This is a genomic window from Pseudomonas sp. F-14 TE3623 (genome assembly GCF_053629015.1).
Genome location: NZ_JBRJHM010000001.1, coordinates 4,317,471 through 4,343,786, shown reverse-complemented (window position 1 = coordinate 4,343,786; position 26,316 = coordinate 4,317,471). Strand labels below are relative to the sequence as shown.

The following is a 26,316-nucleotide window of genomic DNA, read 5'->3' as shown; positions in this document are numbered from 1 at the left end:
CCACCCAACTAGCGTCGACTTGGTGGTCAGAGCGGTACAGGCGAGGACAGAGAAAGCGGTGAGTGCGATGCAACAAAGTAGCCAGCGTTCACAGCAAAACCTGAAAGTGGTCATCAGCGCACCGTTGCCCTCATCGACGACATCGTCGGACACGGTGAAACCGACCTTGTTGATATAGAAATCCAGTGTGGCCGGCGTCGGCAAGCGCGCGTGCGGTGAGTGCACCAAAACCACTGGAAGCACCGGTAATTAAGATGATCGATTTCATGTTATTGACCTCTGCAAAGTGGTGGTTTCAGGCATGACGGGGAAGACGTTGTTGTACGGCGTGGGACAACCAGCCGGCGAAAGAGCCGATGGCACCGGCGGCACCCAGTTCGGCGAAGCTTTCCATTGATGGCGCCAGGTGCGAGGCAAAGTAAGCAATCAGGCCGAGGAAGTAGGCGACGATGTTGTTCATCGTCCGGACGGCTCGCAGCGACACTACAATCATCGCCACCACAAATACCACCAATGGCAGCGCAAACATGCCTAGAGTGGGTGCCAATGCGCCGATGCTCATTGCCGCTCCCATGCCGAAGGCGATGCCTATAAGCACGCAACCGAGGTTCGCCAGGCCGTCACGCAAGGTCAGGCCGCGGCTGAAGAACGCCACCCAACCGACAAACATCGCCCAGACCGGCAGGGTCAGCAGCATGCTGGAGCCCGCCGCGAGTGCAGCGGTGGCAGCGGCCACCGCGGTGAACAGCGTGAACATCAGCTTCGATTGCCCGGTACGGGTAGGGGTGTTGGCTGGCTGGCTCATGGTCGGATCTCCTTTAACCTAGGGGGTGAGACGGCTCAGACGAGGCCGCCGTTAACGCGCAGGATTTGCCCGTTGACCCAGGCCGAGTCAGGGCCGACCAGGAAGGACACGACGCGGGAGATATCTTCTGGCTGAGCCAGGCGTTCCAGTGGGGCCATCTTGGCGAAGGTCTGGATCTGCTCTTCACTCTTGCCGTGCAGGAACAGATCCGTCGCAACCGGGCCCGGTGCAACCGCATTGACGGTGATATTGCGACCGCGCATTTCCTTGGCGAACACCTGAGTCAGGGACTCCACCGCTGCTTTGCTGGCGATGTACACCGCATAGCCCGGCAGATTCATGCCGACGGTGCTGCTGGAGAAGTTGATGATCCGCCCGCCGTTGTTCAGGCGAGTGGCGGCTTCACGCAGCGTGTTGAAGGTGCCGCGAGTGTGGATGTTGAAATTCTGGTCAAACAGTTCGTCGCTGTGTTGCGCTAGTGGCAGCACCTTGAGGATGCCGGCGTTGTTTACCAGCACATCGACCTTGCCCAATTGCGCTTCGGTTTCATCAAACATACGACGAATGTCGTCAGCGTTGGCCACATCCGCCTTGATCGCTATGGCCTGGTGACCGGCCTCATGCAGTTCGGCTACCAGTTTTGAAGCTTCCGTAACGCTGCTGGCATAGTTGATGGCGACAGCGAAACCCTCACTGGCCAGTTGTTTGGCGATGACCGCGCCGATACCGCGAGAGGCGCCGGTTACGATGGCTACTTTCGACGTTTGAGTCGTCATAGTGGTGATTCCTTTGAAATAATGGGTTGTTTTGCTCGGTGTGAAGCTAGATTCACATGTTTACTTAAGGTGATAAATGCATGAGAGTTGGCTTTTCTATTCAATAATTGCCAACAATCGAAAAGCCAGGAATTCAATGTGGATCAAGTCAAAGCAATGAAGGTGTTTGTGCGGATCTACGAGCGCAGCAGCTTTACGCTGGCGGCGGATGACCTGAATCTGCCTCGGGCGACGTTGACTCACACGCTGAATCAGTTCGAAGCCTGGCTGGGGACACGTTTGCTAGAGCGCAGTACGCGCAAGGTCCGTCCGACGCTGGATGGTGAGGCGTATTACCTGCGCTGCGTTCAGTTGCTGGCGGAGTTGGAAGAGGCCGAACTGGCGTTTCGCGGTGTTGCGCCGAAAGGGCGGCTGCGGGTAGACCTGCACGGCACCTTGGCCAAGCACTTCGTGATCCCTGCATTACCGCAATTCATGGCCCGTTATCCGGATATCGAGTTGTCCATCAGCGAGGCCGACCGTTATGTCGACCTGATTGCCGAAGGCGTCGATTGTGTGCTGCGCGCCGGCACTCTGAGCGACTCCGCGCTGATCGGAAAACGTGTTGCCAACCTGCGGCAAATCACCTGTGCCAGCCCCGCATACCTGCGCAAATACGGCGAACCGAAAAGCCTTGCTGATTTGAGCCGTCACCACGCGGTGAACTATGTTTCGCGCACCACTGCCAAGCAGTTTCCATTTGAGTTCATGGTTGATGGTGAGCTGAGGGAAGTGACCATTGATGGCGAGTTATCAGTATTCGGCGCAGAAATCTATGCGGCATCGGCGATTGCCGGGTTGGGGTTGATCCAGTGCCCGCACTACCGCATGGCGACGCAGATTTCCCAGGGGTTGGTGCAGGAAATCCTCATCGACACTCCGCCGCCGCCGATGCCGGTTTCCGTGCTGTACCCGCACAACCGCCACATGTCGCCACGAGTACGGGTATTTGTGGACTGGTTGGGCGAGATATTTGCCAAGGCATCTTGAGGTCGAGCGCTGAGCGCCAGGATCGCTAGTATGCGGCGGCTTTTCTCTACCACAGCAAGAGACTGGGTGGTCGTCACTCTATATAAGGCAGTGGTCAGGGTTGGTTCGCATGAACACCGAACGCCAGAAGGAACGCCACAGGGTCACTCCGCAGAGCAAAGCGCTGACATCGGAGCAGCAGAAAATCCAGGAGCTGGAAGCACGAATCGCCCGTCTTGAACGGGAAAAATCGATATTAAAAAAGGCTACCGCGCTCTTGATGTCGGAAGGTCACGAGCGTACGCGCTGATCAATCGGCTGAGCGTCCACGAGCCGGTTGATTGATGGCCTGCTGGAGGGGATTAAAGACCTGCCACAAAGCGCGCTTGACAGTTTTCGCGAGGGCGGCAACGCAATTGGAGAGCGGGCAGCCGTTGCGTTAGAGCCGGAACTGGCGGCCAAGCTCAACGAGATATACGGGCTGGACGTATCAATTGCACAGCAAGCGCTTCTGCTCGTTCGTACAATCAGTGCGGTTTCGCTGGCGGGTTGGATAGGGGCGCTGTTGATGGCAGGCGGTTATCTGGCCAATAACGACCGCTTTAAAAAAGCGGCAGTTTGGACCTCCGTGGTTTCCGTCGCCTCTCATGGCTTTTTTCTTATCGTCGGGCTGGTATGGAATGCGCTATCGGAATAGACGGTAGGCATTCAGTGGTTGAACTTTCTATTCGCTGGAGTGTGATGTGCACAGGACGAAAAAAATATACTTGCTCATGACGTTCTGCATGCTAGCGGTCGTGCTGGCGGGTTATGGCCTCTGGCTGTTTTTCGAGTCGCAGAAAGTGCGCTGGGTTGTAGAACTTGTCGGCGGTGCAGAAAACCTGAGCGCTTCTGAAACCTTCTTACCTGAAAGCGATGCGCTTTACATAAAGTCGCTGCACCTGTCGCCAGATGAACAGATGTACGACCGCATCCGAGCGTTGAACCTTTGCCAGGACATGAACGACGCGTGCGTGACCACCAGTTTGACCGTCGCTAATTTTCTGATGATCAATACCGCGGATGTGCGGGCCGCGAGGAATACCGTTGAGCAGTATGCACGTTACAACGTTCTGCAAGCGCAGCCGTGCCCAGCGAAATATGAAACATCCGTGGTTATCAAGGATAACGAGTATCTCTCTACGTTGCCGATGGCGGATGCAAAGCGTTTTGCCGAACAGCGATTGGAAAAGATTGAAGCATCAGGCGGGCTGGTTTTCTCGTTAAGAACCCCTGAGTGTCATCGTTATTTTGCAGCGCACCCATCGATGGCCAGAGGTTATCTGGCGCATATGGCGCTGCTGGTCAGGGCCGCTCAAGGCAAAAGGTCTGCGGCCTGGTTGTATTTGTTATCCCGTCCGGGCGTGTACGCGATCATTAAGTAAGAGGGAGTTTGAAATGGCACAAGGTTCACAGCAGGCAGCAAGTGAAACGACGCAAACGCTCCCGGAAATGCTGGATGAGTTGGGCAAAGCGAAGGACCAACTGAACAAATCACTGGAGGCGACGGGTGATGCGGGTAAGGTCTCGCGTTACAACACCTTGCTCGATATGACCAGCTCCATGGGGATAATTCTGTCGTGCGCCAAGCCCTGCACCTGAAAACACGCCTGCTTAACCACCTCAATCAAGACAGTCGACTGACAGCTGCTGGCTGATTGCTGTCTCTCATCAAGGGACAACTCATTCCCGGTTAAAAGCCATTTTTTCCTGTCTTGTCACGCCTCGGGTTTCCCCAAGAATCCTTGCTGCATCTCGTGCTGGTGATAAGCCAAAGATCCGTGCGTAATCGCGGCTAAATTGCGTAGCGCTTTCATAGCCGACCTCGAACGCTGCACTCGTGACACTTTTGGCATTGGCCACCAGCAGCGTCCGCGCCTGAAGCAAGCGAACCCTTTTTTGATACTGCAACGGGCTCAGCGCCGTGACGGCTTTGAAGTGCCGGTGAAAGGCCGATACGCTCATCGCCGCTTGTTGCGCCAGTGTCTCCACACGGATGGGCTTGGCGAAGTCTCGACGAATGTACTGGATAGCCAGGCTGACCCGAGCCATGGCGCTATCGGGTGCCGCAATATCACGCAGCATCCAGCCGTGAGGCCCTTGCAAAACACGGTACAGAATCTCCCGTTCGTAGACAGGTGCCAGGGCCGCAATTTCCTCCGGTCGGCCCATCAAACGCAGCAACCGCACCCAAGCGTCCATCAGGTCGGGCGTGACAGCGGCTACCGAAAAGCCTGCTTCCTTGTCGTAATGCCCGGTGGGCTTTGGCAGGTCGGCCAGCAGAGTCGCCAGGATCGTCGGCTCGAGTGTCAGGCTGACTGCCAGATAAGGCTCACCGGAAGCAGCAGGGTGTACTTGACCGACCGCAGGCAACTCGATGGACATGACGAAATAGGTCGCCGGGTCATAGCGAAGCGTACGGTCTCCGATGGTCATTGATTTACTGCCTTGCAGGATCAGGTTGATCATCGGCTCGTAAACCGCGGCCAGCAGGTGCTCAGGGATTTCGCCCTGGACCATGGCGACGCGGGGGATGCCCGTCTCCGTGCGGCGGTTTTCGGCCCGGGCAGCCAGCGCGCGAAGTTCATTCAGTTGGTTTGTCATGGGGAACATCTGAACTCAGGCTGATACGCCCAGGCAAGCAAAAAGCAGAAACAGGCAGGATTGAAGTAGGAACGGCTGCGCTCGTGGCAACGGCGATGGTTACTGTGGTGACTCATCTCAGTGATCCTGGAGCAGCGAATGAGCGTTATCGTCATTACCGGAGGCAGCCGAGGCATCGGCGCCAGTACCGCCGAACACTGCGCTCGGCGCGGTATGGGGGTCATCCTGACCTACAAGAGCAATATTGATTCAGCAAACGCTGTCGTCCAGCGTATCCAGGCATCGGGCGGCAAGGCAGTGGCGCTTGAGCTGGATGTCGCTGATGTGAAGCGGTTCGACAGCTTCCGAGAAGCGGTGCAACTGACGTTGCAGGAAACCTGGGGTGTGGCAACCCTCGGCGGGCTGGTGAACAACGCGGGCCATGGTTTGTTCAATCCCCTGGAATTGGTCACCGAGGCGCAGTTTGACGACTTGCTGAACGTACACCTCAAAGGGCCGTTTTTCCTGACTCAAGCGTTGCTGCCACTGATGGGAGAGGGCGCCAGCATCGTCAACCTGACCAGCGCCACGACCCGCGTGGCCACTGCGGGTGTTGCGCCTTATGCGGCTTTCAAGGGCGGACTCGACGTGCTGACCCGTTACATGGCCAAGGAGTTCGGCCCTCGGCGTATCCGGGTCAATGCCGTCTCACCGGGGGCGATTCGCACCGAACTGGGTGGCGGTTTGAATGACGAATTCGAGGCTCTACTCGTGTCGCGAACCGCCCTTGGTCGGGTGGGCGAGCCGGAGGATGTCGCTCGCGTTATCACCCTGCTGCTGTCCGAAGAAGCACGCTGGATCAATGCTCAGACGATCGAAGTCGCGGGCGGGTACTCCATCTAAATCGGCACCTGAATAGTGAGGCAACCGCAATGCTTGATCATATTTTTATCTCGGTAAGCGACGTTGATCGTTCCATCCGTTTCTACACCGCGACACTGACCCCGCTTGGCATTACCGGCAGGCTTGATTACGACGGCAAGGACGGTCCGCCAGGCCACCCGGATCTCAAGGGCTTCGGTGCCAATGGCCGGGTGTTTTTCTGGTTGCGCGAGGGTGTTGTGGAGGGACGGGCGGTTCACGTTGGCTTCGTGGCGAACAGCAAGGCCGAGGTCGACGCAGCTTACGCGGCAGCAATGGACAATGGCGCTATCGACAACGGTGCGCCTGGCGCACGCCTGCATTACGACCCCCATTACTACGCCGCCAATGTCCTTGACCCGGACGGTTACAGCCTCGAATTCGTCTACAAAAACTGGCAGCACGCCCAATGAAAAAATTAATGATCTATGGGGCGACGGGCTATACCGGCCGCATGGCTGCCGAGCATGCCAAAGCGCAGGGGCTGGACGTTGTGATCGCTGGCCGCAATGGCGCAAGGCTGGCGTCTCTCGCTGCGCAACTGGGTGTGCCTTATCGAGTGTTCACCCCTGATGCCCAAGCCGCCGAATCCCTGGACGGCATCGGCGTATTGCTGAATTTCGCAGGACCTTTTGCTCAAACGGCGGACGCCTTGATGCAGGCCTGTATCAAGGCCGAGGTCGACTATCTGGACATCACGGCCGAGATCAATGTCTATCGGCTGGCGGAGCGGCTTGGCGCTCAGGCGGCTGAGGCAGGTGTCATGTTGCTACCTGGGGTCGGCTGGGACGTGGTGCCGACAGACTGCCTGGCGATGCATGTTGCTCGCCGTGTGCGCGAGCCGAAGTCGCTGAGCGTTGCGCTACAAGTCGCTGGCGCCATGTCGCGGGGATCGGCCTTAAGTGTCAGCGAGATCATTGGCGCGGGCCTCTTGGCGCGGGTTGATGGGCAACTGGTTGCAACACCTGATGCGCAGCCCCGGCACTTCGATTTTGGCGACGGCCCGGCACTGTGCGCGCCGCTGTCCTTCGGTGACCTGGTCACTGGCTGGCACTCCACCGGCATTCCCAATATCGCCATGTTCGTGAACATCACCGGCGACGCCTTCCCTGAAGGCGGCCTGTCACAACTTTCCGACGGCCCAAGTGCTGAACAGCGAGAGGCTCATAGCGCCCGTGCTGTGGCTGAGGTCATTGGCGCTGATGGCACACGTGCGCGTTCAGTGATCGAGACCGTCAACGGCTACACCTACACACCGTTGGCGGCAGTGGAGGCTGCGCGCCGGGTGCTGAACGGTGATCGGCAACCAGGCTTTGAAACGCCTGCGCGGGTGTTTGGCGTCGGATTCGCGCGAACGATTGCAGGGACGACAATCACAGATGATTAGGGCGCGACAATGATCGGTTTCGCGCTCATGGAATGCCGTTGCGTTCGAGGCGACGCCGCTCCAGAAACAATGGGCGTTCTGAACCGGGCAGCATCGCGCGCCGGAAGCATCCCGAACAGGCGTGCATATTCACGGCTGAATTGCGATGCGCTTTCATAACCCACCGTGAAAGCGATTGAAGCCGCATCGCGATTCTCCAGCCGCGGTTGCCAGAAGCCTCCCCCGAGCCGGTCCCTACCGAATGGGAAACCAGCTTGGATCAAGCATCTGCACCTGAAGATATCGAACAAGATACTGATAGTGAGTGGCCCGCGAAAGGTGAAGCCAGCCGCTTTGATCGCTGAGAATACCGGATTCTTTGCTCAGGCTTGAGATATACGCTGGCATAACGCTCGCTCTGCCCAGGTAACAAAGTTAGGTAGGACAAAAATCGTCCTGATCCTGATCCTGATCCTGGGCTTCTGCGCGGCTGGCAGTGGGTGGTAATGGTCAGCTAAAAACAAGAAAAGAGACTTCGGTCTCTTTTTTTTCGGTTAATGCACCACACGCGATACGCGCAATGCGTGTCGAAATCAGACTCGTCAGTGGCGCATTCGGGCTACTGGCTTTCAAGACAAGACGCGTAAGGTGACGCGTCACTTCATGGCCGTGTGCAGCTGTGATGCCTGATTTAGAAACCCAGGAGCGTTTGAGGTGTGCCGCGTTCGACGCGGCAACAGGGAGAAATGATGATCGCCTGACCCTCAGTCAGTACGCCCTAACGTCGATCACCAGAGAACAAAAAAAACAATGAATAGCCTGAATTCCAAAGATTCGAACGGTCAGTTGGCGCAGGGTTTCAAGCCGCGTCACGTCACAATGCTTTCTATCGCGGGGATTATCGGCGCAGGTTTGTTTGTCGGCTCGGGACATGCCATCGCAGCGGCGGGTCCGGCGGTATTACTGGCTTATCTGTTTTCCGGCCTGTTGGTCGTTCTGGTCATGCGCATGCTGGGTGAAATGGCTGTTGCCAACCCGGACACCGGATCTTTCTCTACCTACGCCGACCAGGCAATCGGGCGTTGGGCAGGCTTTACCATCGGCTGGCTGTATTGGTGGTTCTGGGTGTTGGTGATACCCATCGAGGCGCTCGCGGCCGGGCATGTATTGAATCAATGGTTCCCGCAGATCGATACCTGGTTGTTTGCCTTGCTGTCGATCATTCTGTTGGTCGTGACCAACCTGTTCAGTGTGTCCAAATACGGTGAGTTCGAATTCTGGTTTGCGATGGCCAAAGTAGTGGCGATCATTGGATTCATCGGCCTGGGTTTTGCGGTGTTGATGGGTTGGATTCCCGAGCGGGAAGCCAGCGGGTTGAGTCGACTCATGGAGGAACATGGCGGTTTTGCGCCCAACGGCTTGTCAGCGGTTGTAGGGGCATTCATCACCATCATGTTCAGCTTCATCGGTACGGAAGCGGTGACCATCGCTGCGGCCGAATCCAGCAACCCTGCGCAGAACATTGCCAAAGCCACACGCTCGGTGATCTGGCGCATCGGGGTGTTCTACTTGCTGTCCATTTTCGTGGTCATTTCCGTGGTGCCCTGGAATGATCCGTTGCTGGCGTCGGTGGGTTCTTACCAGCGAGCGCTGGAACTGATGAACATTCCCCACGCCAAGCTCATGGTAGATGTGGTGGTGTTGATTGCCGTGGCCAGCTGCATGAACTCGTCGATCTATATTGCCTCGCGCATGTTGTTTTCGCTGGGCAAGCGCGGTGATGCACCGAAGCCGCTGAAGGTGACGTCGTCGGCGGGCGTGCCGAGGGCTGCGGTGATCGCCAGCACCGTACTGGGTGCCGGTGTGACCTTGTTCAGCTACTTCATGCCCGCCGGACTGTTCCAGTTTCTGCTCGCCAGCTCCGGCGCCATTGCCTTGCTGGTGTACCTGGTTATCGCAGTGTCGCAACTGCGCATGCGCAAGATTCTGCGTCGGCAGAACGTTGAGCTGAGCTTCAAGATGTGGTTGTTTCCCTGGCTCACCTGGCTGGTCATCGCCTTCATCTGCGCCGCGTTGGCGGTGATGATGGTGACGCCCGAGCACCGTATGGAAGTTTCTTCGACCATCGGCCTGGCGCTGGTGATTTCCTTTATCGGCCTTGTGACCACGCGTCAGCATGGGCAACCGCAGAGTGCGGTGTCGGCGGAAAGTGCATAGCAGCCATATCAGCGTAAACCTGCTTGCGATCTTATCAGTGCGCCAGCAGTGGCGGGGCGGTTAACACCGCCAGCGCCACGGGCCATTACCGCTCACTGCGAGAAAAAACTTCGATGGCATACGACACCTCCAAGGCCGTTCCTCCCCAAACCATTGGCTTTTTGCTGCTGGACCAATTCACTTTGATCTCTTTGGCGTCTGCCATAGAGCCACTGCGAATGGCCAATCAACTGACCGGTCAAGAGCTGTACCGTTGGCACACTTTCAGCTTGGGGGGCGAGCGGGTGTGGGCAAGCGATGGCATGCCGATCACTCCGGATTCGGCGATCAATAACGCACCGATACTTGATACCGTGATCGTCTGCGGTGGCATTGGCATTCAAAGCGCGGTGACCCGTGAGCACATTACCTGGTTGCGAGCCCAGGCACGGCGCGCGAAACGGATAGGGGGCGTGTGCACAGGTAGTTGGGCCTTGGCTCAGGCAGGCTTGCTCGATGGCTTCGATTGCAGCGTGCACTGGGAATTTCTGGCAGCCATGCAGGAAGCTTTTCCGCGAGTGAACCTCAGCTCCAGTTTATTCACCCTTGACCGAGACCGCTTCACCAGCTCGGGTGGAACCGCGCCAATGGACATGATGCTGCACTTGATCAGTCGCGATCATGGTCATGAACTGTCAGCGGCCATCTCCGACATGTTCGTCTACGAGCGAATCCGCAACGAGCAGGATCACCAACGAGTGCCCCTCAAGCACATGCTCGGTACCAACCAACCGAAGTTGCAGGATATCGTCGCGTTGATGGAGGCCAATCTTGAAGAGCCGATCGACCTCGACGAACTGGCGAATTATGTTGGTTTGTCCCGTCGACAGCTGGAGCGGTTATTCCAGAAATACCTGCATTCCTCACCATCGCGCTACTACCTCAAGCTGCGTCTGATCCGCGCGCGTCAGTTGCTCAAGCAAACGCCGATTTCGATTGTAGAGTTGTCGGTGGTGTGTGGCTTTGTGTCCACCCCCCATTTCTCAAAGTGCTATCGCGAGTATTTCGGCATCCCACCTAGCGACGAGCGCTTGGCGGCGCAAACGCTAACGCAACCGCAAGTGACAGCAAGACCGATTGCACAGGCGTTGCCCTTGGCAAGGCCGATGAGTTTGCTGGATCAGGCACGTGATGAGTCAACATTCGCCAGTATCAAAATTTTGAAATCCTGAATAATCCGGGTGATCAATTCATCACTCCAAACGATCAGCGATAAAACCCGGAAGCCTCTCTGTTTCCCGGTTTTTCGTTGTTATGAAGTTTAGTTGTGAGTGGCGTTACGTTATTCAAAAAAAAAGACCTATGCCTGTCGGTAACAAGCAAGTTGTCGTTTCCAGGCATCCTCCCCATAACTGCTACCAAATTGCTCGCAGATTATAAGCAGGCTTACCAGATCGACCCGTTCGCTTTTGACCTTCGTTCTTGCGACCCTCCAGATAGAAGCATCGTCATGTCGTTTTTTGAATTGACTGGAAGTCTATTCAACTGCGGCGTGATTTTTGCACTAAAATTATAAATAGCCCGGCGTATTTGGACGGGCAATAAAAAGAGCCTGTGCCTGAGGCCAATACCTGCTTGGTGTGAGGAGTTACTGCGATGACGACATTCAACTCCGGGACGAAGCCCCAGAACCGTGCGCCTCAATCCATCGGCTTTTTGCTATTGGACAATTTCACACTGATCTCTCTGGCTTCCGCGGTGGAACCTCTGCGCATGGCTAACCAATTGTCCGGTCGTGAGCTGTATCGCTGGACGACCCTCACTGCCGACGGAAGCAAAGTCCTGGCCAGCGACGGCTTGCAGATCACCCCTGACACCTCGATGCAGAACGCGCCTGCCATGGACACCATCTTTGTCTGCGGCGGTGTCGGTATTCAACGCTCCGTAACCCGCGCGCATGTATCGTGGCTACAGAGTCAGGCGCGTCAGTCCAAGCGCCTGGGCGCGGTATGCACCGGCAGCTGGGCCTTGGCGTGCGCTGGTCTGCTGGATGGTTACGATTGCAGTGTTCACTGGGAGTTTCTGGCGTCCATGCAGGAAGCCTTCCCGCGAGTGGTTATAAGTACGCGACTGTTCACCCTGGATCGAAACCGTTTCACCAGCTCCGGTGGCACCGCGCCGCTGGACATGATGCTGCACTTGATCAGCCGCGATCACGGCCGTGAACTGTCGGCGGCGATCTCGGAAATGTTTGTCTACGAACGCATCCGTAATGAGCAGGATCACCAGCGTGTTCCGCTCAAGCACATGCTTGGTACCAACCAGCCGAAGTTGCAGGAAATCGTGGCGCTGATGGACGCCAACCTTGAAGAACCGATCGACCTCGACGAACTGGCAGTTTTTGTCTCCGTGTCGCGGCGTCAGCTGGAGCGGTTGTTTCAGAAATACCTGCACTGCTCACCGTCCCGCTATTACTTGAAACTGCGCCTGATTCGCGCCCGACAACTGCTCAAGCAAACACCCATGTCGATCATCGAAGTGGCGTCGGTGTGTGGCTTCGTGTCCACACCGCACTTCTCCAAGTGCTACCGCGAGTACTACGGCATTCCACCACGCGACGAGCGCGTGGGTTCCAACACCACGCAACAAGTGGCGATGATACCGCTGCCACAAGCGCTGGGGCTGTCACCGTTGTCCGACCCGTCGTCGGCGCTCGGCCAAGCTCGCAACGAATCAACTTTTGCCAGTGTCAGGATATAAAGCTATATCGCGATGGACTTTTGAGCTCATTACTCAGGATTTTGCGGCCTTTCAAAGCCTATACGATGAGAGGCTTTATGAGGCTATTGCCTGGCCACGTTGATCATACGAGTTGATTTCGCAACTTTTGCACTACTTTGGCGAGATAAAAAAGTATCGACTGATAATGGGAATTGATATTATTCGTTGTCAATTCTCGCCGAGCTCCTGAAGTGCCCGGCATCTTCTCAAGGTTGTATGTCGATGCGTCGAACTCTCGTTTCTCTGTGTGTGATTCAAGCCATTTCCCAGACCACCTGGGCTGACCAGGCACCGACTGATCCTGCGTCAATAGAGTTACAAGCGATCGACATTAACGGCACATTCGAAGAGCCGGCCCAAGGCCCGGTCCAGGGGTATCGGGCGACCCGTTCGGCCAGTGCGACGCGCACGGACACTCCGATTCATGAAACCCCACAATCGATCAGCGTGGTCACCCGGGATGTCGTGGAAGACCTCGGCGCGACCCGCCTGCAAGACGCTCTCGATTACGCCGGAGGCGTGGGCCGTGCGAACAATTTCGGCGGCCAGGGCCTGACCACTTTCACCGTGCGTGGCTTTACCACCGGTGAGTTCTACCGCAACGGTTTTCCGATCAACCGCGGTTATCCGAACATGCCCGATGCCAATACCATCGAGCGCTTGGAGGTCCTGCGCGGGCCAGCCACCACGCTCTATGGCCGTGGCGACCCGGGCGGCACCTTCAACGTGGTGTCCAAACAACCCCTGGCCGAGCCCACTGTGACCCTGGGCAGTCAACTCAACGATCAGGGCATGCGTCGCGGAACGCTGGATGCCTCAGGGCCGCTGGATGATGAAGGGCGACTGGCCTATCGGCTGAATGTGATAGGCGAGGGTGGCGACACCTTTCGTGATCACGTCGAAAACGAGCGTTACGGTGTGGCGCCGGTCCTCGGTTGGCAGGTCAACGACACCACCCGTATCACCTTCGAAGGCGATTTCATGCGCAACAACGCGCCGCTCGATCGGGGTGTGACCCGCTATCGCAATCAGATCGGTGTCGCGTCGCGGGATACTTTTTTCGGTGAGAAGGATGTCGGCAAACTGCACAACGACAACAACATGGCGCAACTGCGTTTCGAGCATTTCCTGAACGACAACTGGACCCTGGGCGGCGGCACGCAATATCTCGACGGCAGTCTGCAAGGCAATGCCATCGAAGCCAACGGTGTCGCTGCCGACGGCCGAACGCTGGGGCGCAACTTCAACTATCGCAAGCTGGAGTGGCGTGACCTTGATGTGCAGTTGAATCTGACCGGGCATTTTTCCACCGGCGGCTTCGACCACACGTTGCTCACGGGCATCGAGTATGAGGATTACGATTACAAGTCGATTATCCGTCGCTCCAGTGGGGCGGTGGGTGCTTACCCCATCGACATTTTCAATCCGGTCTACGGCCAGCCGCGCCCGGCACTGACTCGCACCACCACCCATGATCAGGAAAACCTCAAGACCTATGCCGCCTTCGTGCAAGACCAGGTGACCCTGGCCGAGGGTTTGAAAGCTTTGGCTGGTGTGCGTTTCGAACGCTTCGAACAGGATTACGACAACTACATCGTCAACGGTCCGAGCTGGACCAACAGTGACAACGCCGTCACTCCGCGCCTGGGGCTGATCTACGACTTGACCCCGACCGTGGCGATCTATGCAGACACGGCGCGGTCCTTCAAACCCAACAGCGGTGCCAGTCGAACGGGCGGCGGTTTCAAACCTGAAGAAGGCAAATCCTACGAGGTGGGCGTCAAGTGGCAGGCCCTTGATCGTCAGTTAAGCGTGGATGCCGCGGTGTATCAGATCGAAAAACGTAACGTTCTGACCACAGACCCGGTGGACTCGACCTTCAGCGTTGCGGCGGGTGAAGTTCGTAGCCGTGGCTTTGATCTGAATGTGGCCGGTAACCTCACGCCAGAGTGGCGGATGATCGGTGGCTACGCCTACGTGGATGCCGAAGTCACCCAGGACAACGTGCTGAAGTCAGGCACCCGCCTGGTGAACATTCCGCGCAACAGTTTCAGCCTGCTGAACGTCTACGAGTTTCAGGACGGTGGCCTCAAAGGACTGGGCCTGGGGGTGGGAGCCAAGTATGTCGACGAGCGCGCCGGCCAGACCGCGGCCAATGCCTTTTCCATGGATAGCTACGAGGTGTTCGACCTGCTCAGCTTTTACAAAGTCAACGAGCACCTGCGGCTTAACCTTGACCTGAAGAATGTGTTCGACAGTCACTATGATGAAGGCGCCTTTGGCAACGTTTACGCCTATCCGGGCGCGCCGAGAACCGTGCAAATGGGTTTCTCGTACACGTTGTAACTGGTAGGCAGGTAGCGCTCGCACGATCAATCGGCCTGTGCGGGTCTCCGGCGCGACGTTGCAGATCCACAGCCGCATCGACAACTACATCACTGTAAACGCTGATGCCCCGCGATGTTTTTCTCGAACGTTCGGCGACTGCTTAATAACGCTTGAGCAGTCGCCTTCGGGCGATAGCGCCTTGCCGAAGCGCAATGAAGCGCCATCAGTCAACGATGCAATTGACCTTCGTCCCTTGTTTTGTGCCATGAACCCTGTCCCATTTCCTGAATGTACAGGACTAAAGTTCGCGCACTTTACCCACAAAAGACCTGATGACAGCAGAACCGACTATCCTTTCGGATAGTGAACGCTGCACTCTTGGCAAAAAGGGACACCATGCCAGACTATGATCGCGCCATCGGCTCCAGACCCGGCATCACATGCGGTGATCGAACCTGTCTGATCAGGCCCTGGTTACTCAGGCCCTGGCTACTCGGGATGGCTTCAATTACGGTTTTCTGTCTTTTCACGGCAACGCCCGGATACGCTGTCGAAACCGCCACGGTTACGGTGATTCAAGCGCAGGAAATCGTTTCCAGGGCCACCCTCGAAGCCGTTCGCTGGAGCGGCCCTGAATCCGGCCCGCGAGCCCTGCGGGGCAAGAGCATCGCCCTTGTCGCAGAAGATTTGCGTAACGGAGGAATTGTCGGTGTCGCGCAGGGCGCTCGCGAGGCAGCCAAGGCGATGGGCTGGACGCTGAAGATATTCGATGGCGCCGGATCATCGGCCGGTCGCGCAAAGGCCTTTTCCGATGCCCTGGCAGCGAAACCCGACGGCCTCATTCTGTGCGGCTCCGATGCCCTTGAGAACAATGCGGCGCTGATCCTCTTCGCCAACAGGGATGTGCCGGTGGTTGGCTGGCACGCCGGGGCACGCCCCGGGCCGATTGACGGCACGCCGGTGGCCATGAACGTCACGACCGATCCACTCGAAGTGGCTCGCCTCACGGCCATGGCGGCAGTGGCACAGTCAAACGGCCGCGCCGGCGTGGTCATCCTGACCGACTCCAAGTACAGCATCGCCATGGCGAAAGCCAAGGCCATGGAAAACGTCATTCGGGCCTGTCGGGACTGTACGTTGCTGGAAGTGCGCGATGTCGCGATCTCCGAAAGTGGCGAGAAGATGCCGGCGATCACCAAGGAGCTGCTTCAGCGCTATGGCAAGCGCTGGACCCACACGCTGGCCATCAACGATATCTATTTCGACTACTCGATTGCCTCATTGACCAGCGCCGCAATACCCAGTGACGGCATCAGTCTGTTGTCTGCCGGTGATGGCAGCGCTTCGGCTTTTTTGCGTATACAGGCAAAAACCTACCAGACCGTTACCGTGGCCGAGCCGCTTAACCTGCATGGCTGGCAAGTGATGGATGAATTGAACCGGCTGTTTGCAGGTCAGCCGGTGAGCGGCTTCGTAGCGCCGATTCACTTGGTCAATGCCGACAATATCGCCTTCGACGGCGGTAAGAAATTCCAGTACGACCCTGACAATGGCTATCGAGACATCTATCGCCACCAATGGAATCCCTGATATTGGACGTTACTTCCCGGCTCGGACGCCGACTATTGCCGCAATCGCTACGCGCACAGTTCACACTGGCGTTTCTGACGCTGGCACTGCTGATCCTGGCGGGTGGTGCCACTGCGGTCTACGCGTTGCGCACGTCAAACAGCGCCACTCGCCAGCTGACGGATGAACGACTGGTTCGCATGCAAAATGGGCAAGACATGCTGCAGCGTACCTTGCTGATCGAACGTCAGACCGATCAGCTTCTGACAACTCGCTCGCCCGACACCCTGCATTCAAGCTATGCGGCGACCGTCCAACAGCTTGAAGCCCTTGATCAACTGGTGCAGCAGCTGACTGCCGCGAACAGTGGCGTGGCGATACTCGACATGCATCAGTCGAGTCAGCTGTTCCGCAATACCGCCAACATCGTTGCGCAGCTGCGAGAAAGCCTGCTGCAAACCGAGGTCACCTTCGAGCAAACCCTGGAGGATCACACGGCCCGGTTAACCGCGACCCAGACCCGGGCCAGTCTGGAACTGGCGGTGTTACTTTTCGATCTGCCGCAGGCTGTTGACAGTGATGCCGTGCAACGGCTGCGGATCCGATATGAGCGCCTGTCACGCACCGCAGGCAAGTTCCCCGACGCTGATGTGCAGACGCCCGATCTCTTCTCCCTGCGCCTGAGGCTCATCAATCAGTACAACGTCATACAGCGCTTCAATGAGGAACTGAAGAATGAGGCCGGGGTTCTGGTCGCGGTGGCTCGTGCGCAATCCAGTGCTTACACCGAAGACTATCGCGAAGCCGTGCAGCGCTTGGTCGAGGCCTCAAATCGTAGCCAGCAATGGGTGCTGATCATGTTGGGCGCCAGCCTAGTGTTCGCCTGGTTTGTGACCCGGGTCTTCATGGGCCGTCATGTGCTCGTGCGCCTGAATGAAATAAGCCGGCAATTGCGTCAGGAACACACTGACAAAACGCATGTGATGATGGCGGAGCATGGCAACGACGAAATCGGCAACATGGCTCGTGCGGTGAATCAATTCCTCAAAGACCGACTTCAGCTGGAAAAAAGAACGGTCCAATTGAGTATCGCCACAGAGCGGCTCGCCGTGCAAAACAGCCGATTAGAGCAAGAGGCCGTCATCCGTGCCGGGCAAGGTCATGTCCTGGAGCTGATCGCCAGGAGCACCGAGCTTGCCGAAGTCCTCGAAAGCCTGGCTCATCTGGTCGAGTCCCAACTGGAGGGGATGATGGTGTCCATCCTGGTGCTGGATGAGGAGGGCAAACACCTGCTTCACGGGGCTGCGCCCAGTTTGCCGAAAGCCTATAACCAGCTCATTGACGGGATTGCGATCGGTCCGAACGTCGGTTCATGCGGCACCGCGGTGTATCGACGAGAACCGGTCATCGTCACCGATATCGAGCTGGATCCGCTGTGGGAGGAGTACCGTTCAGTCGCTGCGCCCTATGGATTTCGCGCCTGCTGGTCGACGCCGATTCTGTCCCATGAGCGAAAAGTATTGGGTACGTTTGCCTTGTATTCCAGCACCGTACGCAGCCCCAGCTCGACCGAGACGCGACTGATCAACATGGCGACTCCTCTTGCTGGCATTGCGATAGAACGCCAACTGACCGAAAAGCGCATTCGCTATATGGGTGACCATGACGCACTGACCGGGCTGCCGAATCGCACACTGCTCGAAGACCGTCTCAAGCAGGCAATACTTTATGCTCAGCGCTACAGCCGGCTGGTGACGGTGGTGTTTCTTGATCTGGACAAATTCAAACTGGTGAATGACAGCCTTGGGCACAGTGCTGGAGACGAACTGCTGAAAACCGTCGCTCAGCGCATGCTGGCATGTGTACGCCGCACCGACACCGTCGTACGACTGGGTGGCGACGAGTTTGTGATCATCCTGTTCGACCAGCCCTCAGATCTCGACGGCGTTACTCCAGCCCTGCACAAAATCCAGGAAGCCATCCTGCGACCGATTCAGCTCAGCGGACATACACTCCACGTCACCTGCAGCATGGGGTTGGCCACTTACCCTGCCGACGGCAGCGATACCGAAACGTTGCTCAGCAATGCGGACGCCGCCATGTACCGGGCCAAGGAGCTGGGTCGCAACAGTTACCAGTTCTATACGAGCGAGATGAATAACAAGGATCAGGGCAAGCTCGCCATGCAAGACGGGCTTCGAAACGCACTCAACCATGACGAGTTCCTGCTGCTGTACCAGCCACAGGTGGATTTGCAGTCAGGTCAGATTATCGGCGTAGAGGCACTGATCCGCTGGCAGCACCCCGAGCTCGGCATGGTGTCTCCAATCAAATTCATTCCGCAGGCCGAAGAGACTGGGTTGATCGTGCCCATCGGCGACTGGGTGATTCATGCCGCGTGCAGACAGAACAAGGCCTGGCAGGATGCGGGCTGGCCGCCGATCACCATGTCGGTGAATATTTCAGCGCGCCAGTTCATCGAAAGGGACCTGATCGACCGGGTGAGGCATGCCTTGCAAGAAACCGGACTGGACCCGAAGTACCTTGAGCTGGAGCTGACCGAAAGTCTGATCATGCAAGACCTTCAGCAAGCCATCAGCAAAATGAAAGAACTGCAATCAATGGGGATCAGTCTCTCGATCGACGACTTCGGCACCGGCTACTCCAGCCTCGCAGCATTGAAAAGCTTCCCGATCGCGAGACTCAAGATCGACCAGTCTTTCGTGCGCGATCTGCCCGACAACGAGAACGACAAAGCCATCGCCACCGCAGTGATTTCGTTGGGGCACAAACTGAACCTGAAGGTCATTGCCGAAGGTGTCGAAACCGAAGAGCAGCAAACCTTCCTGCGTGAAAACGGCTGCGATGAAATTCAGGGTCATTTGTTCAGCAGCGCGGTCAGCTGCGATGAAATCAGTGTGTTACTGCGTACGCCCCGGTTGCCTCAGCCGGGCCGCATTGCGAGCCCTGACTCGGTAAGGCGTACCGGGCATGCCAGAACAGATTGATCTCGATTTTCGGCAACTCCAGATACGGCGGTAGAACGGCGAGCCCGAAGGGCTGTTCGCACTGATGGCGGATCGTTCGGGCACTGTTGCCCCTGCGGTGACTCAATAGTGCAGTCGCGGGTCGGAATCGATCAGGCTGGCCAGTTTGGTCAAGGCGAAGCGCAGTTCGTCCTGGCTCGTGGGTGACATCAATACCAGCCGCACACAACGGGTAATCCCGGAGCGTTCAGCCTGGAACTGGGTGCCACTGAGTACGAGCACACCGTTGGCTCGGGCGAGCATGGTGAACTCGTCGCTGGTCCATGGCTCGGGCAGCGTCAACCAGATGTGGTACGAATAGGGTTGAGTCTTGAGCTCGAAATTGGCAAAGATTTCCTGGGCAATCGCTTGCCGCCCGGCGGCTTCATTGCGCTGGATGCGGATCAGTTTTTTGTCCAGGCCTTCGGTAATCACATTGCTGGCCAGTTGCGCTGTCAAAGGCGACGGCATCCAGACGCTGCTGCGCACCATCGAGGTCAGGCGTGACAGCAGTTTCGGCGGGCTATAGATGTAACCGACACGCAGCGCCGGCATGACCGACTTCGACAGACTGGTCAGGTACACCGAACGGTCTGGCGCAAACGCCGACAGCGGCTTGATCGACGGATCGGTGGCGAGGAAGCCATAGATGTCATCGTCGAGGATGATGAAGTCGAACTCTTCGGCCAGTGCCGCGATTTGGGCCCGGCGCTTTTGCGACATGATCGCCGCCGTCGGGTTCTGGCAGGTTGCCACGCACACCAGCATCGCCGGTTTCTCTCGCTCGCACAGTTCGCGCAACGCTTCGGGAATGATCCCTTCGTCGTCCATCGGTACGCCACGCAGGCGGCGCTCAAGGCCATGGGCCAGGGAAATAATGCCGGGGTAGCAAAGCGCTTCGCAGAGCACCAGGTCACCGGCGTTGGTCAGAGCGCTCATCGCGACCATCAAGCCATGCTGGGCCCCGGCGGTGATCACCACTTGCTGCCATTGCGCATCGGGCAACGAATGGCGCAACCACTGCGCGCCCGCCTCGCGATGCGCCGGGTGACCGCCGTCCGGTGCGTAATCCAGGGCTCGGGCGAAATCGGTGCTTTTGGCCATCCCCACCAGGGCGTCGCGCAACCAGTACTCCAGGGTTTCGCTGTAGGGCTTGATGATCGAAAGATCGAGTAACTCGGATTGCCCCAGATTCAGCGGTGCGGCGCTGTTGCTTGCCGGCAGTTCCAGCTGCTTCTGGTTGAGCACATAAGTACCACGCCCCACTTCCCCCTGCACCAGGCGACGCCGATGGGCTTCGCTATAGGCTCGGCTGATAGTGCCCGGCGTGACATTCAGGGTCGTGGCCAGCTCCCGCAGGGTCGGCAGGCGATCGCCTTCATTCAACACGCCGTTGCTGATATCGCGCGCCAACGCATCGGCAATCGACAAGTACATCGGCTGGCTGAACTCGCTTAGCTGGGGAACCCACATGGATGATCACTGCCCATCGTAGAAATGATGAATATCCGAGCATATCACATGGAGGTTAGGCATCTAATAAATCGACCAAATCGATAAATTGATTCGATTGATTTTGTGATTGAGTCGATATCAATTGCTCGAAGAAAATATTTTTCCAGAAACTAATTCTCTTATAAATCAAATAAATAAACGACAAATCGTCGAAAACCAGGGCGCTGATAGCAAAAAAACATCTCGTAACAATCCTGCCATCTATTGAATCAACTCAATTCATTCAAATACACTCATGTCGAATCGAGTCAATCGACTCAATCTCCCCCCGGGTCACTGCGCGACTCTGCCGCGCCAAGTCGAGACATCATGGACACACTCAGAAAGGATCTATCCCTGTCAGCCGTCATCGCGGGCTTTATTGCCGTAATCATTTCCTACGCCGGCCCCTTGATCATCGTGTTTCAGGCCGCCAAGGAAGCGCACCTGCCCAACGATGTGGTGTCTTCGTGGATCTGGGCCATTTCGATTGGCAGCGGTATTACCGGCCTGTTCCTGAGCTGGCGCCTGCGAGTTCCGGTAATCACCGCATGGTCGACGCCGGGTGCGGCGTTGCTGGTGTCGATGCTGCCCACCGTTACTCTGCCTCAGGCCATCGGCGCCTATCTGGTGGCATCGGTGATCATTGCTGTGGTCGGTTTGTCCGGGGCATTCGACAAACTGATGAGTCGCCTGCCCAAAGCCATCGCCGCCGCCATGCTCGCGGGCATTCTGTTCCGCTTCGGTGCCGAGCTGTTCACGTCGATCAAGCTGCAACCGGAACTGGTGCTGGCGATGATCGCGGCCTACCTGATCGTCAAACGCTTTTCGCCGCGCTACGCGATTCTGTCGGTACTGATTGTCGGCTGTGCGGTGGCCGCCTCGTTCGGTGAACTCAACAGCGGCTCGATCACCATCGCCGTGGCCCATCCGGTCTTCATCACCCCCGAGTGGAGCTGGCACGCGATCATCAACATTGGCCTGCCACTGGCGCTGGTGACCCTGACCGGCCAGTACGTGCCGGGCATGGCGGTATTGCGCACCTCGGGTTACAACACCCCGGCGCGCTCGATCATTTCGGTCACCGCGATCGGCTCGATCCTGATGGCGCCGTTCGGCTCCCATGGCTTGAACCTGGCAGCGATTACAGCGGCGATCTGCACCGGCCGCGAAGCCCACGAAGACCGCGACAAACGCTACATCGCCGGGATCGCCTGCGGGGTGTTCTACATTCTGATGGGCACTTTCGGCGCGACCCTGGCCTCGGTGTTTTCCGCCTTGCCCAAAGAGTTGATTGCCTCCCTTGCCGGCCTGGCCTTGTTCGGCGCAATCAGCGCCGGGCTGACCGGTGCCATGGCGGACGAGAAACAACGGGAAGCGGCGTTGATTACCTTCCTGGTGACGGCCTCGGGCATGAGCTTCCTCGGTTTGGCCGCTGCATTCTGGGGCTTGATCTTCGGCCTCGCGGCGCACTTCGTACTGACCTACACCCGGGAAAGCAAAGCCGCTGCCTTGACTGAGGGCAGCCGACCATGAGCCTGCAAAATTTTGACCCCGCGATTGCCCGCCTGATCGACCGCGAACGCAATCGCCAGGAAACCCATCTGGAGCTGATCGCTTCAGAAAACTATGTCAGCGAAGAGGTGCTCCAGGCCCAGGGGTCGGTGCTCACCAACAAGTACGCCGAAGGCTATCCGGGCAAGCGCTATTACGGCGGTTGCAAGGTTGTCGACGAGATCGAAAACTTGGCCATCGAACGCGCACGCAAACTGTTCAACTGCGAATACGTCAACGTCCAGCCGCACTCCGGATCCCAGGCCAACCAAGCAGTTTTTCTGGCAGTGCTCGAACCCGGCGACACGATTCTGGGGATGTCCCTGGCCCACGGCGGGCACCTGACTCACGGCGCCTCGGTGAATTTTTCTGGCAAGTTCTACCGGGCGTTTTCCTACGGGCTGGAAAAAGAAACCGAAACTCTCGACTACGCCGAAATGGAAGCGCTGGCCCGGGAGCACCGGCCGAAAGTGATCATCGCCGGGGCCTCGGCGTATTCCCGGACCATCGACTTCCAGCGATTTCGCAACATCTGCGATGAGATCGGCGCTTACCTGATGGTCGACATGGCGCACTATGCCGGGCTGATCGCGGCGGGCGTGTACCCGTCGCCGGTCGGCATTGCTGACTTCATCACCTCCACCACCCACAAAACCCTACGGGGCCCACGCGGCGGTTTGATCCTGGCCAAGGCGCAATACGCAGCGCTACTCGATAAGACGATTTTCCCGGTTTACCAGGGTGGGCCGCTGATGCACGTCATCGCCGCGAAGGCCGTGGCGTTCAACGAAGCCTTGAGCGATGGATTCAAGCATTACCAGCAACGGGTGATCAGCAACGCCAGGACCATGGCCGACATTCTCACCCGGCGGGGTTTGCGGGTGGTGTCCGGCGGCACTGATTGCCATATGTTCCTGCTTGATCTGCGTTCGATGAACATCACCGGCAAAGATGCCGAAGCGCTGCTGGAAAGTGCTCACATCACGCTGAACAAAAATGCGATCCCCGACGATCCGCAGAAACCGGCGATCACCAGTGGCATTCGCATCGGCACACCGGCGTTGACCACCCGTGGTTTCGGTGAAGCGGAATGCGCGGAAGTGGCGAACCTGATCGCCGACCTGTTGGAACAACCGGACAACGCGGCGCTGCTGGATAACATCCGGTGCCGGGTGATGCATTTGTGTGAATGCTTTCCGGTGTATCTGCTGGTTTGATTTGGCCCGGAGCGTGTAAAAAAAACGCTCATGGGTGCCTTGATCGCCGAACTACGTCTGGGAGGGCCTGAAGCGTCCCGCGATTGGCCTACCGCAACGAGCGATAGGCAATGGGGTCGATGTAAGCCGACTGCAGGTCCCGCTCCGGGATCTCCCAGATGATTTGCTTGGGTGGCGTTTCTTTGGAGGCCGGGTTGTTGAGGTAGCTGTTTGCCGCGCCAGAGAACGCTCCACCGTCTTTGGCGAAGTTACCCACGGGGGCGCCCAGTGCCTGCTGCACAAACCCTGCGAAGTTGGAGTTGCGCGAGAATGAAGTGCCGATGAGCACGGTGTTGGGGAGGTCGGCATCGCCAAAGAGGTCTGCCTCAGTATCAGGGCTGTCGGCTGACGCAACGGGAAGTTCATGGGTGCTGGTTTGGGCGACCATTTCGGGGGCGGGTTGCCATTTGAGCGGCAGCCAGTCGATGCCCGCCAGATGGACCAGATCGCCAGGTCGCACCGCGAGCGGGGCATGACTTTCGTTGAACGACCTGCGTGGCGTCGCGCTGATACCCAGGGTCTTCAGGCGCTGCGCGATGGCTTCGGCCGCCGCCTTCGCGCCGGATTCGCTCCAGTGGGTATCAGTGCGCAACCAGGCACTGGCCCCCAGTGGCATCAGCGCACCGGTGAGGTCCAGATTCGACACGCCAGCCACATCCAGCTTCGAGGTCCAGGCCCGGATGCGCCCTTCAAGAACGGCTGGGCGGTGCAGTGCGCAACGCTGCTCAGCAGCAATGCGGCTCTTGTCTGGAACGATGACCACCAGCAGGCTGATGTCACGTTGGGAGAGCTGCTGCTTCAGATCAATCACAGCCTGGACTTTGGCATCGGCATTGCGCTGCGCTTGATGATGGACCTTGAGTTCATCGGCCAAAAACAACCAGTCAGGACAACCCGAGCGAACCCTTGGTCCGGTGTCACCGAGGAGCAGCCAACTGACACCGCGCTCCAGCTCGGCAAAGGTCGTGGGGAGTTGAGCGTTCGACAGTTCCTTGGCGATCCGATGCGTGATATCGCCGTCAAGAATCTGCGGGGGCAGCACTTTATCGGGTAGCGAGATTTGCCCTGAGACAATCAGACGGCCAGAGGACAGCAGTCCGACGAACAGGAATATCAGCAGCGCCACGCCTGCCAACCGACTGCTGCGTGTCGTCAGATCATCTGGCGGAGTGGGGGGCGGGGTGTGCTTTGGGGTCGTCATCAGAATTGGAAGTACAGGAAGGGTACGGTTTCGCGACTGGCGATCAGTGCGAACGACAGCATGAAACCGGCGATGGGCCAAAGGGCGGCGGTGTAGAGAAAAAGGCCGCCCAGTTGTTTCTCACAGTAAGGGCGCAGCAGCGGTACGATGACACCGAATACACCGAGCAAGCCCGCAAGGCCATGTACCGGGCGCAGGGTTGCGGACAGTTCATCACCGAGGGCGATGCCCTGCAGGCCGAACTGTCCGGCATACAGGCGTAGCGCGCTGTGAAAGTCAGGGGCGCGGAACAGTGTCCAGGCCAGGCAAACGAACAGCAGTGTCAGCCCATGGGAAAGCACCGGCGGTACCGGGGGCAGGGTAGAGCTGTTCCAGGCGCGATTCACACACAACGCAATGCCATGAGCGCTGCCCCACAGCAGATAATTCCAGCTATCGCCACCGTGCCAGAGACCGGCGATGGCCATGATCAGGAACAGGTTGCGATAGGTTTTCCAGGTGCCATTGCGATTGCCACCCAGCGAAATATACAGATAGTCACGTAACCAGCTGGACAGCGACATGTGCCAACGACGCCAGAAGTCCTGGATGCTGTTGGCCAGATACGGACGGTCGAAGTTTTCGGGAAAGTGAAAGCCCAGCATCAGTCCCAGCCCAATGGCCATGGCGCTGTAGCCGGCGAAGTCGAAGAACAGTTGCAGGGAGTAGGCCAGGCAGCCGATCCAGGCGTCGGAGAAGCTGGGGTTGGGCAAACTGAACGCCACATCGACCACCGGCGACAGGGTGTCGGCCACCAGCACCTTCATGCACATCCCGACCATGAACCGACGTGCGCCCAGCGAGAAATTCTGCAGGTTGAAGTAACGCTGATTCAACTCACGCCGAACCCAGTCATAGCGAATGATGGGGCCGGCGACCGAATGGCCGAACATCGAAATATAGGTAGCGTAATTAATGAGGCTGCGTTCGACCGGCACGGTGCGGCGGTGTACATCCACCAGATAGGAAATCGCCTGCAATACGATAAACGATAGCCCGGCCGGCATGATGACCCGCTGCCAGTCCAGCGGCACGGCGCCATACCAGGTGATGCCATCGATCAACGTGCCGGCGACGATGTTGGCGTACTTGTACCAGCACAGCACCGCCGTGTTGAGCACGATCAATGTCGCGAGTAGCCGCACGCGGCCCTTGCCCTCTTCGCGCAAGGCGTCAATCAGCAAGCCTCCGGCCCACGCCGTGATCGTCAGTACCACATGCACTGCAAGGAACCGGGGGCTCAACCAGCCATAGAACAGCCAGCTGCCGATCAGTAGCGTGACGTTACGCCAGGCGGCTGGGCACACTGCATAAGTGCACAAGAACAGCGGCAGGAACAACGTCAGAAACTCGAGAGAGGCAAAAACCATGGTG

Annotated in this window: 21 protein-coding genes and 4 pseudogenes; 16 read left to right on the top strand and 9 right to left on the bottom strand. The window is 57.8% G+C overall.

The features are described from left to right. Positions 1-184 precede the first annotated feature (184 nt). The 3 genes and pseudogenes from AB7M29_RS20045 to AB7M29_RS20035 form a co-directional block, all read right to left on the bottom strand. A pseudogene (locus AB7M29_RS20045) lies at positions 185-268 on the bottom strand (oxidoreductase); the annotation flags it as partial. A gap of 27 nt (positions 269-295) precedes the next feature. Further along, positions 296-805 (bottom strand): DUF1097 domain-containing protein, encoded by a 510-nt coding sequence (locus AB7M29_RS20040; RefSeq protein WP_454247662.1) that lies wholly within the window; start codon positions 803-805, stop codon positions 296-298. Between the two features lie 35 nt (positions 806-840). Then, the gene (locus tag AB7M29_RS20035) at positions 841-1,581 is read right to left on the bottom strand and encodes an SDR family oxidoreductase (RefSeq protein ID WP_454247661.1); all 741 of its coding nucleotides are present in this window, start codon (positions 1,579-1,581) and stop codon (positions 841-843) included. A gap of 138 nt (positions 1,582-1,719) precedes the next feature. Here AB7M29_RS20035 and AB7M29_RS20030 point away from each other — a divergent pair, with 138 nt between their 5' ends. The 5 genes and pseudogenes from AB7M29_RS20030 to AB7M29_RS20010 all read left to right on the top strand — a co-directional run bounded on the left by AB7M29_RS20030 (position 1,720) and on the right by AB7M29_RS20010 (position 4,230). Further along, complete coding sequence (locus AB7M29_RS20030; RefSeq protein ID WP_454247660.1) at positions 1,720-2,610, top strand: LysR family transcriptional regulator; 891 nt, start codon at positions 1,720-1,722, stop codon at positions 2,608-2,610. Between the two features lie 124 nt (positions 2,611-2,734). Further along, a pseudogene (locus AB7M29_RS20025) lies at positions 2,735-2,931 on the top strand (IS3 family transposase); the annotation flags it as partial. Beyond that, a complete protein-coding gene (locus AB7M29_RS20020) occupies positions 2,927-3,286 on the top strand; it encodes a hypothetical protein (RefSeq protein WP_454247659.1) in 360 nt (119 codons plus the stop codon). The pseudogene AB7M29_RS20025 and the gene AB7M29_RS20020, both read left to right, overlap by 5 nt. Before the next feature lie 88 nt (positions 3,287-3,374). Further along, positions 3,375-4,013, top strand: coding sequence for a hypothetical protein (locus AB7M29_RS20015; RefSeq protein WP_454247658.1), 639 nt, complete (start codon positions 3,375-3,377; stop codon positions 4,011-4,013). 13 nt (positions 4,014-4,026) lie between these two features. Then, positions 4,027-4,230, top strand: a complete 204-nt coding sequence (locus tag AB7M29_RS20010) for a hypothetical protein (protein WP_454247657.1) — start codon at positions 4,027-4,029, stop codon at positions 4,228-4,230. A gap of 81 nt (positions 4,231-4,311) precedes the next feature. Here AB7M29_RS20010 and AB7M29_RS20005 read toward each other — a convergent pair whose 3' ends face one another. Beyond that, positions 4,312-5,232, bottom strand: coding sequence for an AraC family transcriptional regulator N-terminal domain-containing protein (locus AB7M29_RS20005; protein ID WP_454247656.1), 921 nt, complete (start codon positions 5,230-5,232; stop codon positions 4,312-4,314). Positions 5,233-5,370: 138 nt separating this feature from the next. Between AB7M29_RS20005 and AB7M29_RS20000 the strand changes: the two genes are divergently transcribed. From AB7M29_RS20000 to AB7M29_RS19990, 3 genes are read left to right on the top strand one after another with little or no spacing between them, the layout of a single operon-like run. Beyond that, entirely contained in the window at positions 5,371-6,114 is a 744-nt protein-coding gene (locus AB7M29_RS20000) for an SDR family NAD(P)-dependent oxidoreductase (RefSeq protein WP_454247655.1), read from the top strand. A 29-nt stretch (positions 6,115-6,143) separates the two neighbouring features. Continuing rightward, on the top strand, positions 6,144-6,545 hold the full coding sequence (locus AB7M29_RS19995; protein WP_217856202.1) for a VOC family protein: 402 nt from the start codon (positions 6,144-6,146) through the stop codon (positions 6,543-6,545). Then, entirely contained in the window at positions 6,542-7,519 is a 978-nt protein-coding gene (locus AB7M29_RS19990; RefSeq protein WP_454247654.1) for a saccharopine dehydrogenase family protein, read from the top strand. The genes AB7M29_RS19995 and AB7M29_RS19990 overlap by 4 nt, the downstream gene beginning before the upstream one ends. Here the strand turns inward: AB7M29_RS19990 and AB7M29_RS19985 are convergent. Next, a pseudogene (locus tag AB7M29_RS19985) lies at positions 7,516-7,707 on the bottom strand (hypothetical protein); the annotation flags it as partial. The gene AB7M29_RS19990 and the pseudogene AB7M29_RS19985 overlap by 4 nt on opposite strands. 601 nt (positions 7,708-8,308) lie before the next feature. Here AB7M29_RS19985 and gabP point away from each other — a divergent pair. From gabP to AB7M29_RS19955, 6 genes are all read left to right on the top strand, one after another. Then, entirely contained in the window at positions 8,309-9,715 is a 1,407-nt protein-coding gene (gene gabP, locus AB7M29_RS19980) for a GABA permease (protein WP_052967504.1), read from the top strand. Between the two features lie 113 nt (positions 9,716-9,828). After that, positions 9,829-10,926, top strand: a complete 1,098-nt coding sequence (gbdR, locus tag AB7M29_RS19975; RefSeq protein WP_454247653.1) for a choline metabolism transcriptional regulator GbdR — start codon at positions 9,829-9,831, stop codon at positions 10,924-10,926. Between the two features lie 424 nt (positions 10,927-11,350). After that, a complete protein-coding gene (gene gbdR, locus AB7M29_RS19970) occupies positions 11,351-12,454 on the top strand; it encodes a choline metabolism transcriptional regulator GbdR (RefSeq protein WP_217856192.1) in 1,104 nt (367 codons plus the stop codon). A 243-nt stretch (positions 12,455-12,697) separates the two neighbouring features. Beyond that, on the top strand, positions 12,698-14,821 hold the full coding sequence (locus AB7M29_RS19965; protein WP_217856190.1) for a TonB-dependent siderophore receptor: 2,124 nt from the start codon (positions 12,698-12,700) through the stop codon (positions 14,819-14,821). Positions 14,822-15,373: 552 nt separating this feature from the next. Beyond that, positions 15,374-16,393 carry a substrate-binding domain-containing protein gene (locus AB7M29_RS19960; protein ID WP_217856507.1) on the top strand — a complete coding sequence of 340 codons (1,020 nt, stop codon included), beginning with the start codon at positions 15,374-15,376 and terminating at the stop codon, positions 16,391-16,393. Continuing rightward, positions 16,381-19,380 carry an EAL domain-containing protein gene (locus AB7M29_RS19955; RefSeq protein WP_454247652.1) on the top strand — a complete coding sequence of 1,000 codons (3,000 nt, stop codon included), beginning with the start codon at positions 16,381-16,383 and terminating at the stop codon, positions 19,378-19,380. Before AB7M29_RS19960 ends, AB7M29_RS19955 begins: the two co-directional genes overlap by 13 nt. Here AB7M29_RS19955 and AB7M29_RS19950 read toward each other — a convergent pair. Together AB7M29_RS19950 and AB7M29_RS19945 are read right to left on the bottom strand one after the other, a co-directional pair. Further along, positions 19,355-19,470: pseudogene (locus AB7M29_RS19950) on the bottom strand (LysR family transcriptional regulator); the annotation flags it as partial. The gene AB7M29_RS19955 and the pseudogene AB7M29_RS19950 sit on opposite strands and share 26 nt — an antisense overlap. Positions 19,471-19,482: 12 nt before the next feature. Next, positions 19,483-20,871 (bottom strand): aminotransferase-like domain-containing protein, encoded by a 1,389-nt coding sequence (locus AB7M29_RS19945; RefSeq protein WP_217856185.1) that lies wholly within the window; start codon positions 20,869-20,871, stop codon positions 19,483-19,485. Between the two features lie 351 nt (positions 20,872-21,222). On the opposite strand from AB7M29_RS19945, the gene AB7M29_RS19940 reads away from it, so the two are divergent. After that, a complete protein-coding gene (locus tag AB7M29_RS19940; RefSeq protein WP_454247651.1) occupies positions 21,223-22,428 on the top strand; it encodes a benzoate/H(+) symporter BenE family transporter in 1,206 nt (401 codons plus the stop codon). Then, the gene (gene glyA / locus AB7M29_RS19935; protein WP_454247650.1) at positions 22,425-23,663 is read left to right on the top strand and encodes a serine hydroxymethyltransferase; all 1,239 of its coding nucleotides are present in this window, start codon (positions 22,425-22,427) and stop codon (positions 23,661-23,663) included. Before AB7M29_RS19940 ends, glyA begins: the two co-directional genes overlap by 4 nt. Before the next feature lie 88 nt (positions 23,664-23,751). On the opposite strand, the gene AB7M29_RS19930 is transcribed toward glyA, so the two are convergent. Together AB7M29_RS19930 and AB7M29_RS19925 are read right to left on the bottom strand one after the other, a co-directional pair. Continuing rightward, entirely contained in the window at positions 23,752-24,903 is a 1,152-nt protein-coding gene (locus AB7M29_RS19930) for an alginate O-acetyltransferase AlgX-related protein (RefSeq protein ID WP_454247649.1), read from the bottom strand. Further along, the gene (locus tag AB7M29_RS19925; RefSeq protein ID WP_454247648.1) at positions 24,903-26,312 is read right to left on the bottom strand and encodes an MBOAT family O-acyltransferase; all 1,410 of its coding nucleotides are present in this window, start codon (positions 26,310-26,312) and stop codon (positions 24,903-24,905) included. Before AB7M29_RS19925 ends, AB7M29_RS19930 begins: the two co-directional genes overlap by 1 nt. Positions 26,313-26,316 lie beyond the last annotated feature (4 nt).

Excerpts from the sequence above, each read along its gene's own strand:
- AB7M29_RS20040 (WP_454247662.1), bottom strand. The coding sequence starts at position 805 with ATGAGCCAGCCAGCCAACACCCCTACCCGTACCGGGCAATCGAAGCTG.
- AB7M29_RS20035 (WP_454247661.1), bottom strand. The coding sequence starts at position 1,581 with ATGACGACTCAAACGTCGAAAGTAGCCATCGTAACCGGCGCCTCTCGC.
- AB7M29_RS20015 (WP_454247658.1), top strand. The coding sequence starts at position 3,375 with ATGCTAGCGGTCGTGCTGGCGGGTTATGGCCTCTGGCTGTTTTTCGAG.
- AB7M29_RS20010 (WP_454247657.1), top strand. The coding sequence starts at position 4,027 with ATGGCACAAGGTTCACAGCAGGCAGCAAGTGAAACGACGCAAACGCTC.
- AB7M29_RS20005 (WP_454247656.1), bottom strand. The coding sequence starts at position 5,232 with ATGACAAACCAACTGAATGAACTTCGCGCGCTGGCTGCCCGGGCCGAA.
- AB7M29_RS20000 (WP_454247655.1), top strand. The coding sequence starts at position 5,371 with ATGAGCGTTATCGTCATTACCGGAGGCAGCCGAGGCATCGGCGCCAGT.
- AB7M29_RS19995 (WP_217856202.1), top strand. The coding sequence starts at position 6,144 with ATGCTTGATCATATTTTTATCTCGGTAAGCGACGTTGATCGTTCCATC.
- AB7M29_RS19990 (WP_454247654.1), top strand. The coding sequence starts at position 6,542 with ATGAAAAAATTAATGATCTATGGGGCGACGGGCTATACCGGCCGCATG.
- gabP (WP_052967504.1), top strand. The coding sequence starts at position 8,309 with ATGAATAGCCTGAATTCCAAAGATTCGAACGGTCAGTTGGCGCAGGGT.
- gbdR (WP_454247653.1), top strand. The coding sequence starts at position 9,829 with ATGGCATACGACACCTCCAAGGCCGTTCCTCCCCAAACCATTGGCTTT.
- gbdR (WP_217856192.1), top strand. The coding sequence starts at position 11,351 with ATGACGACATTCAACTCCGGGACGAAGCCCCAGAACCGTGCGCCTCAA.
- AB7M29_RS19965 (WP_217856190.1), top strand. The coding sequence starts at position 12,698 with ATGCGTCGAACTCTCGTTTCTCTGTGTGTGATTCAAGCCATTTCCCAG.
- AB7M29_RS19955 (WP_454247652.1), top strand. The coding sequence starts at position 16,381 with ATGGAATCCCTGATATTGGACGTTACTTCCCGGCTCGGACGCCGACTA.
- AB7M29_RS19945 (WP_217856185.1), bottom strand. The coding sequence starts at position 20,871 with ATGTGGGTTCCCCAGCTAAGCGAGTTCAGCCAGCCGATGTACTTGTCG.
- AB7M29_RS19940 (WP_454247651.1), top strand. The coding sequence starts at position 21,223 with ATGGACACACTCAGAAAGGATCTATCCCTGTCAGCCGTCATCGCGGGC.
- glyA (WP_454247650.1), top strand. The coding sequence starts at position 22,425 with ATGAGCCTGCAAAATTTTGACCCCGCGATTGCCCGCCTGATCGACCGC.
- AB7M29_RS19930 (WP_454247649.1), bottom strand. The coding sequence starts at position 24,903 with ATGACGACCCCAAAGCACACCCCGCCCCCCACTCCGCCAGATGATCTG.
- AB7M29_RS19925 (WP_454247648.1), bottom strand. The coding sequence starts at position 26,312 with ATGGTTTTTGCCTCTCTCGAGTTTCTGACGTTGTTCCTGCCGCTGTTC.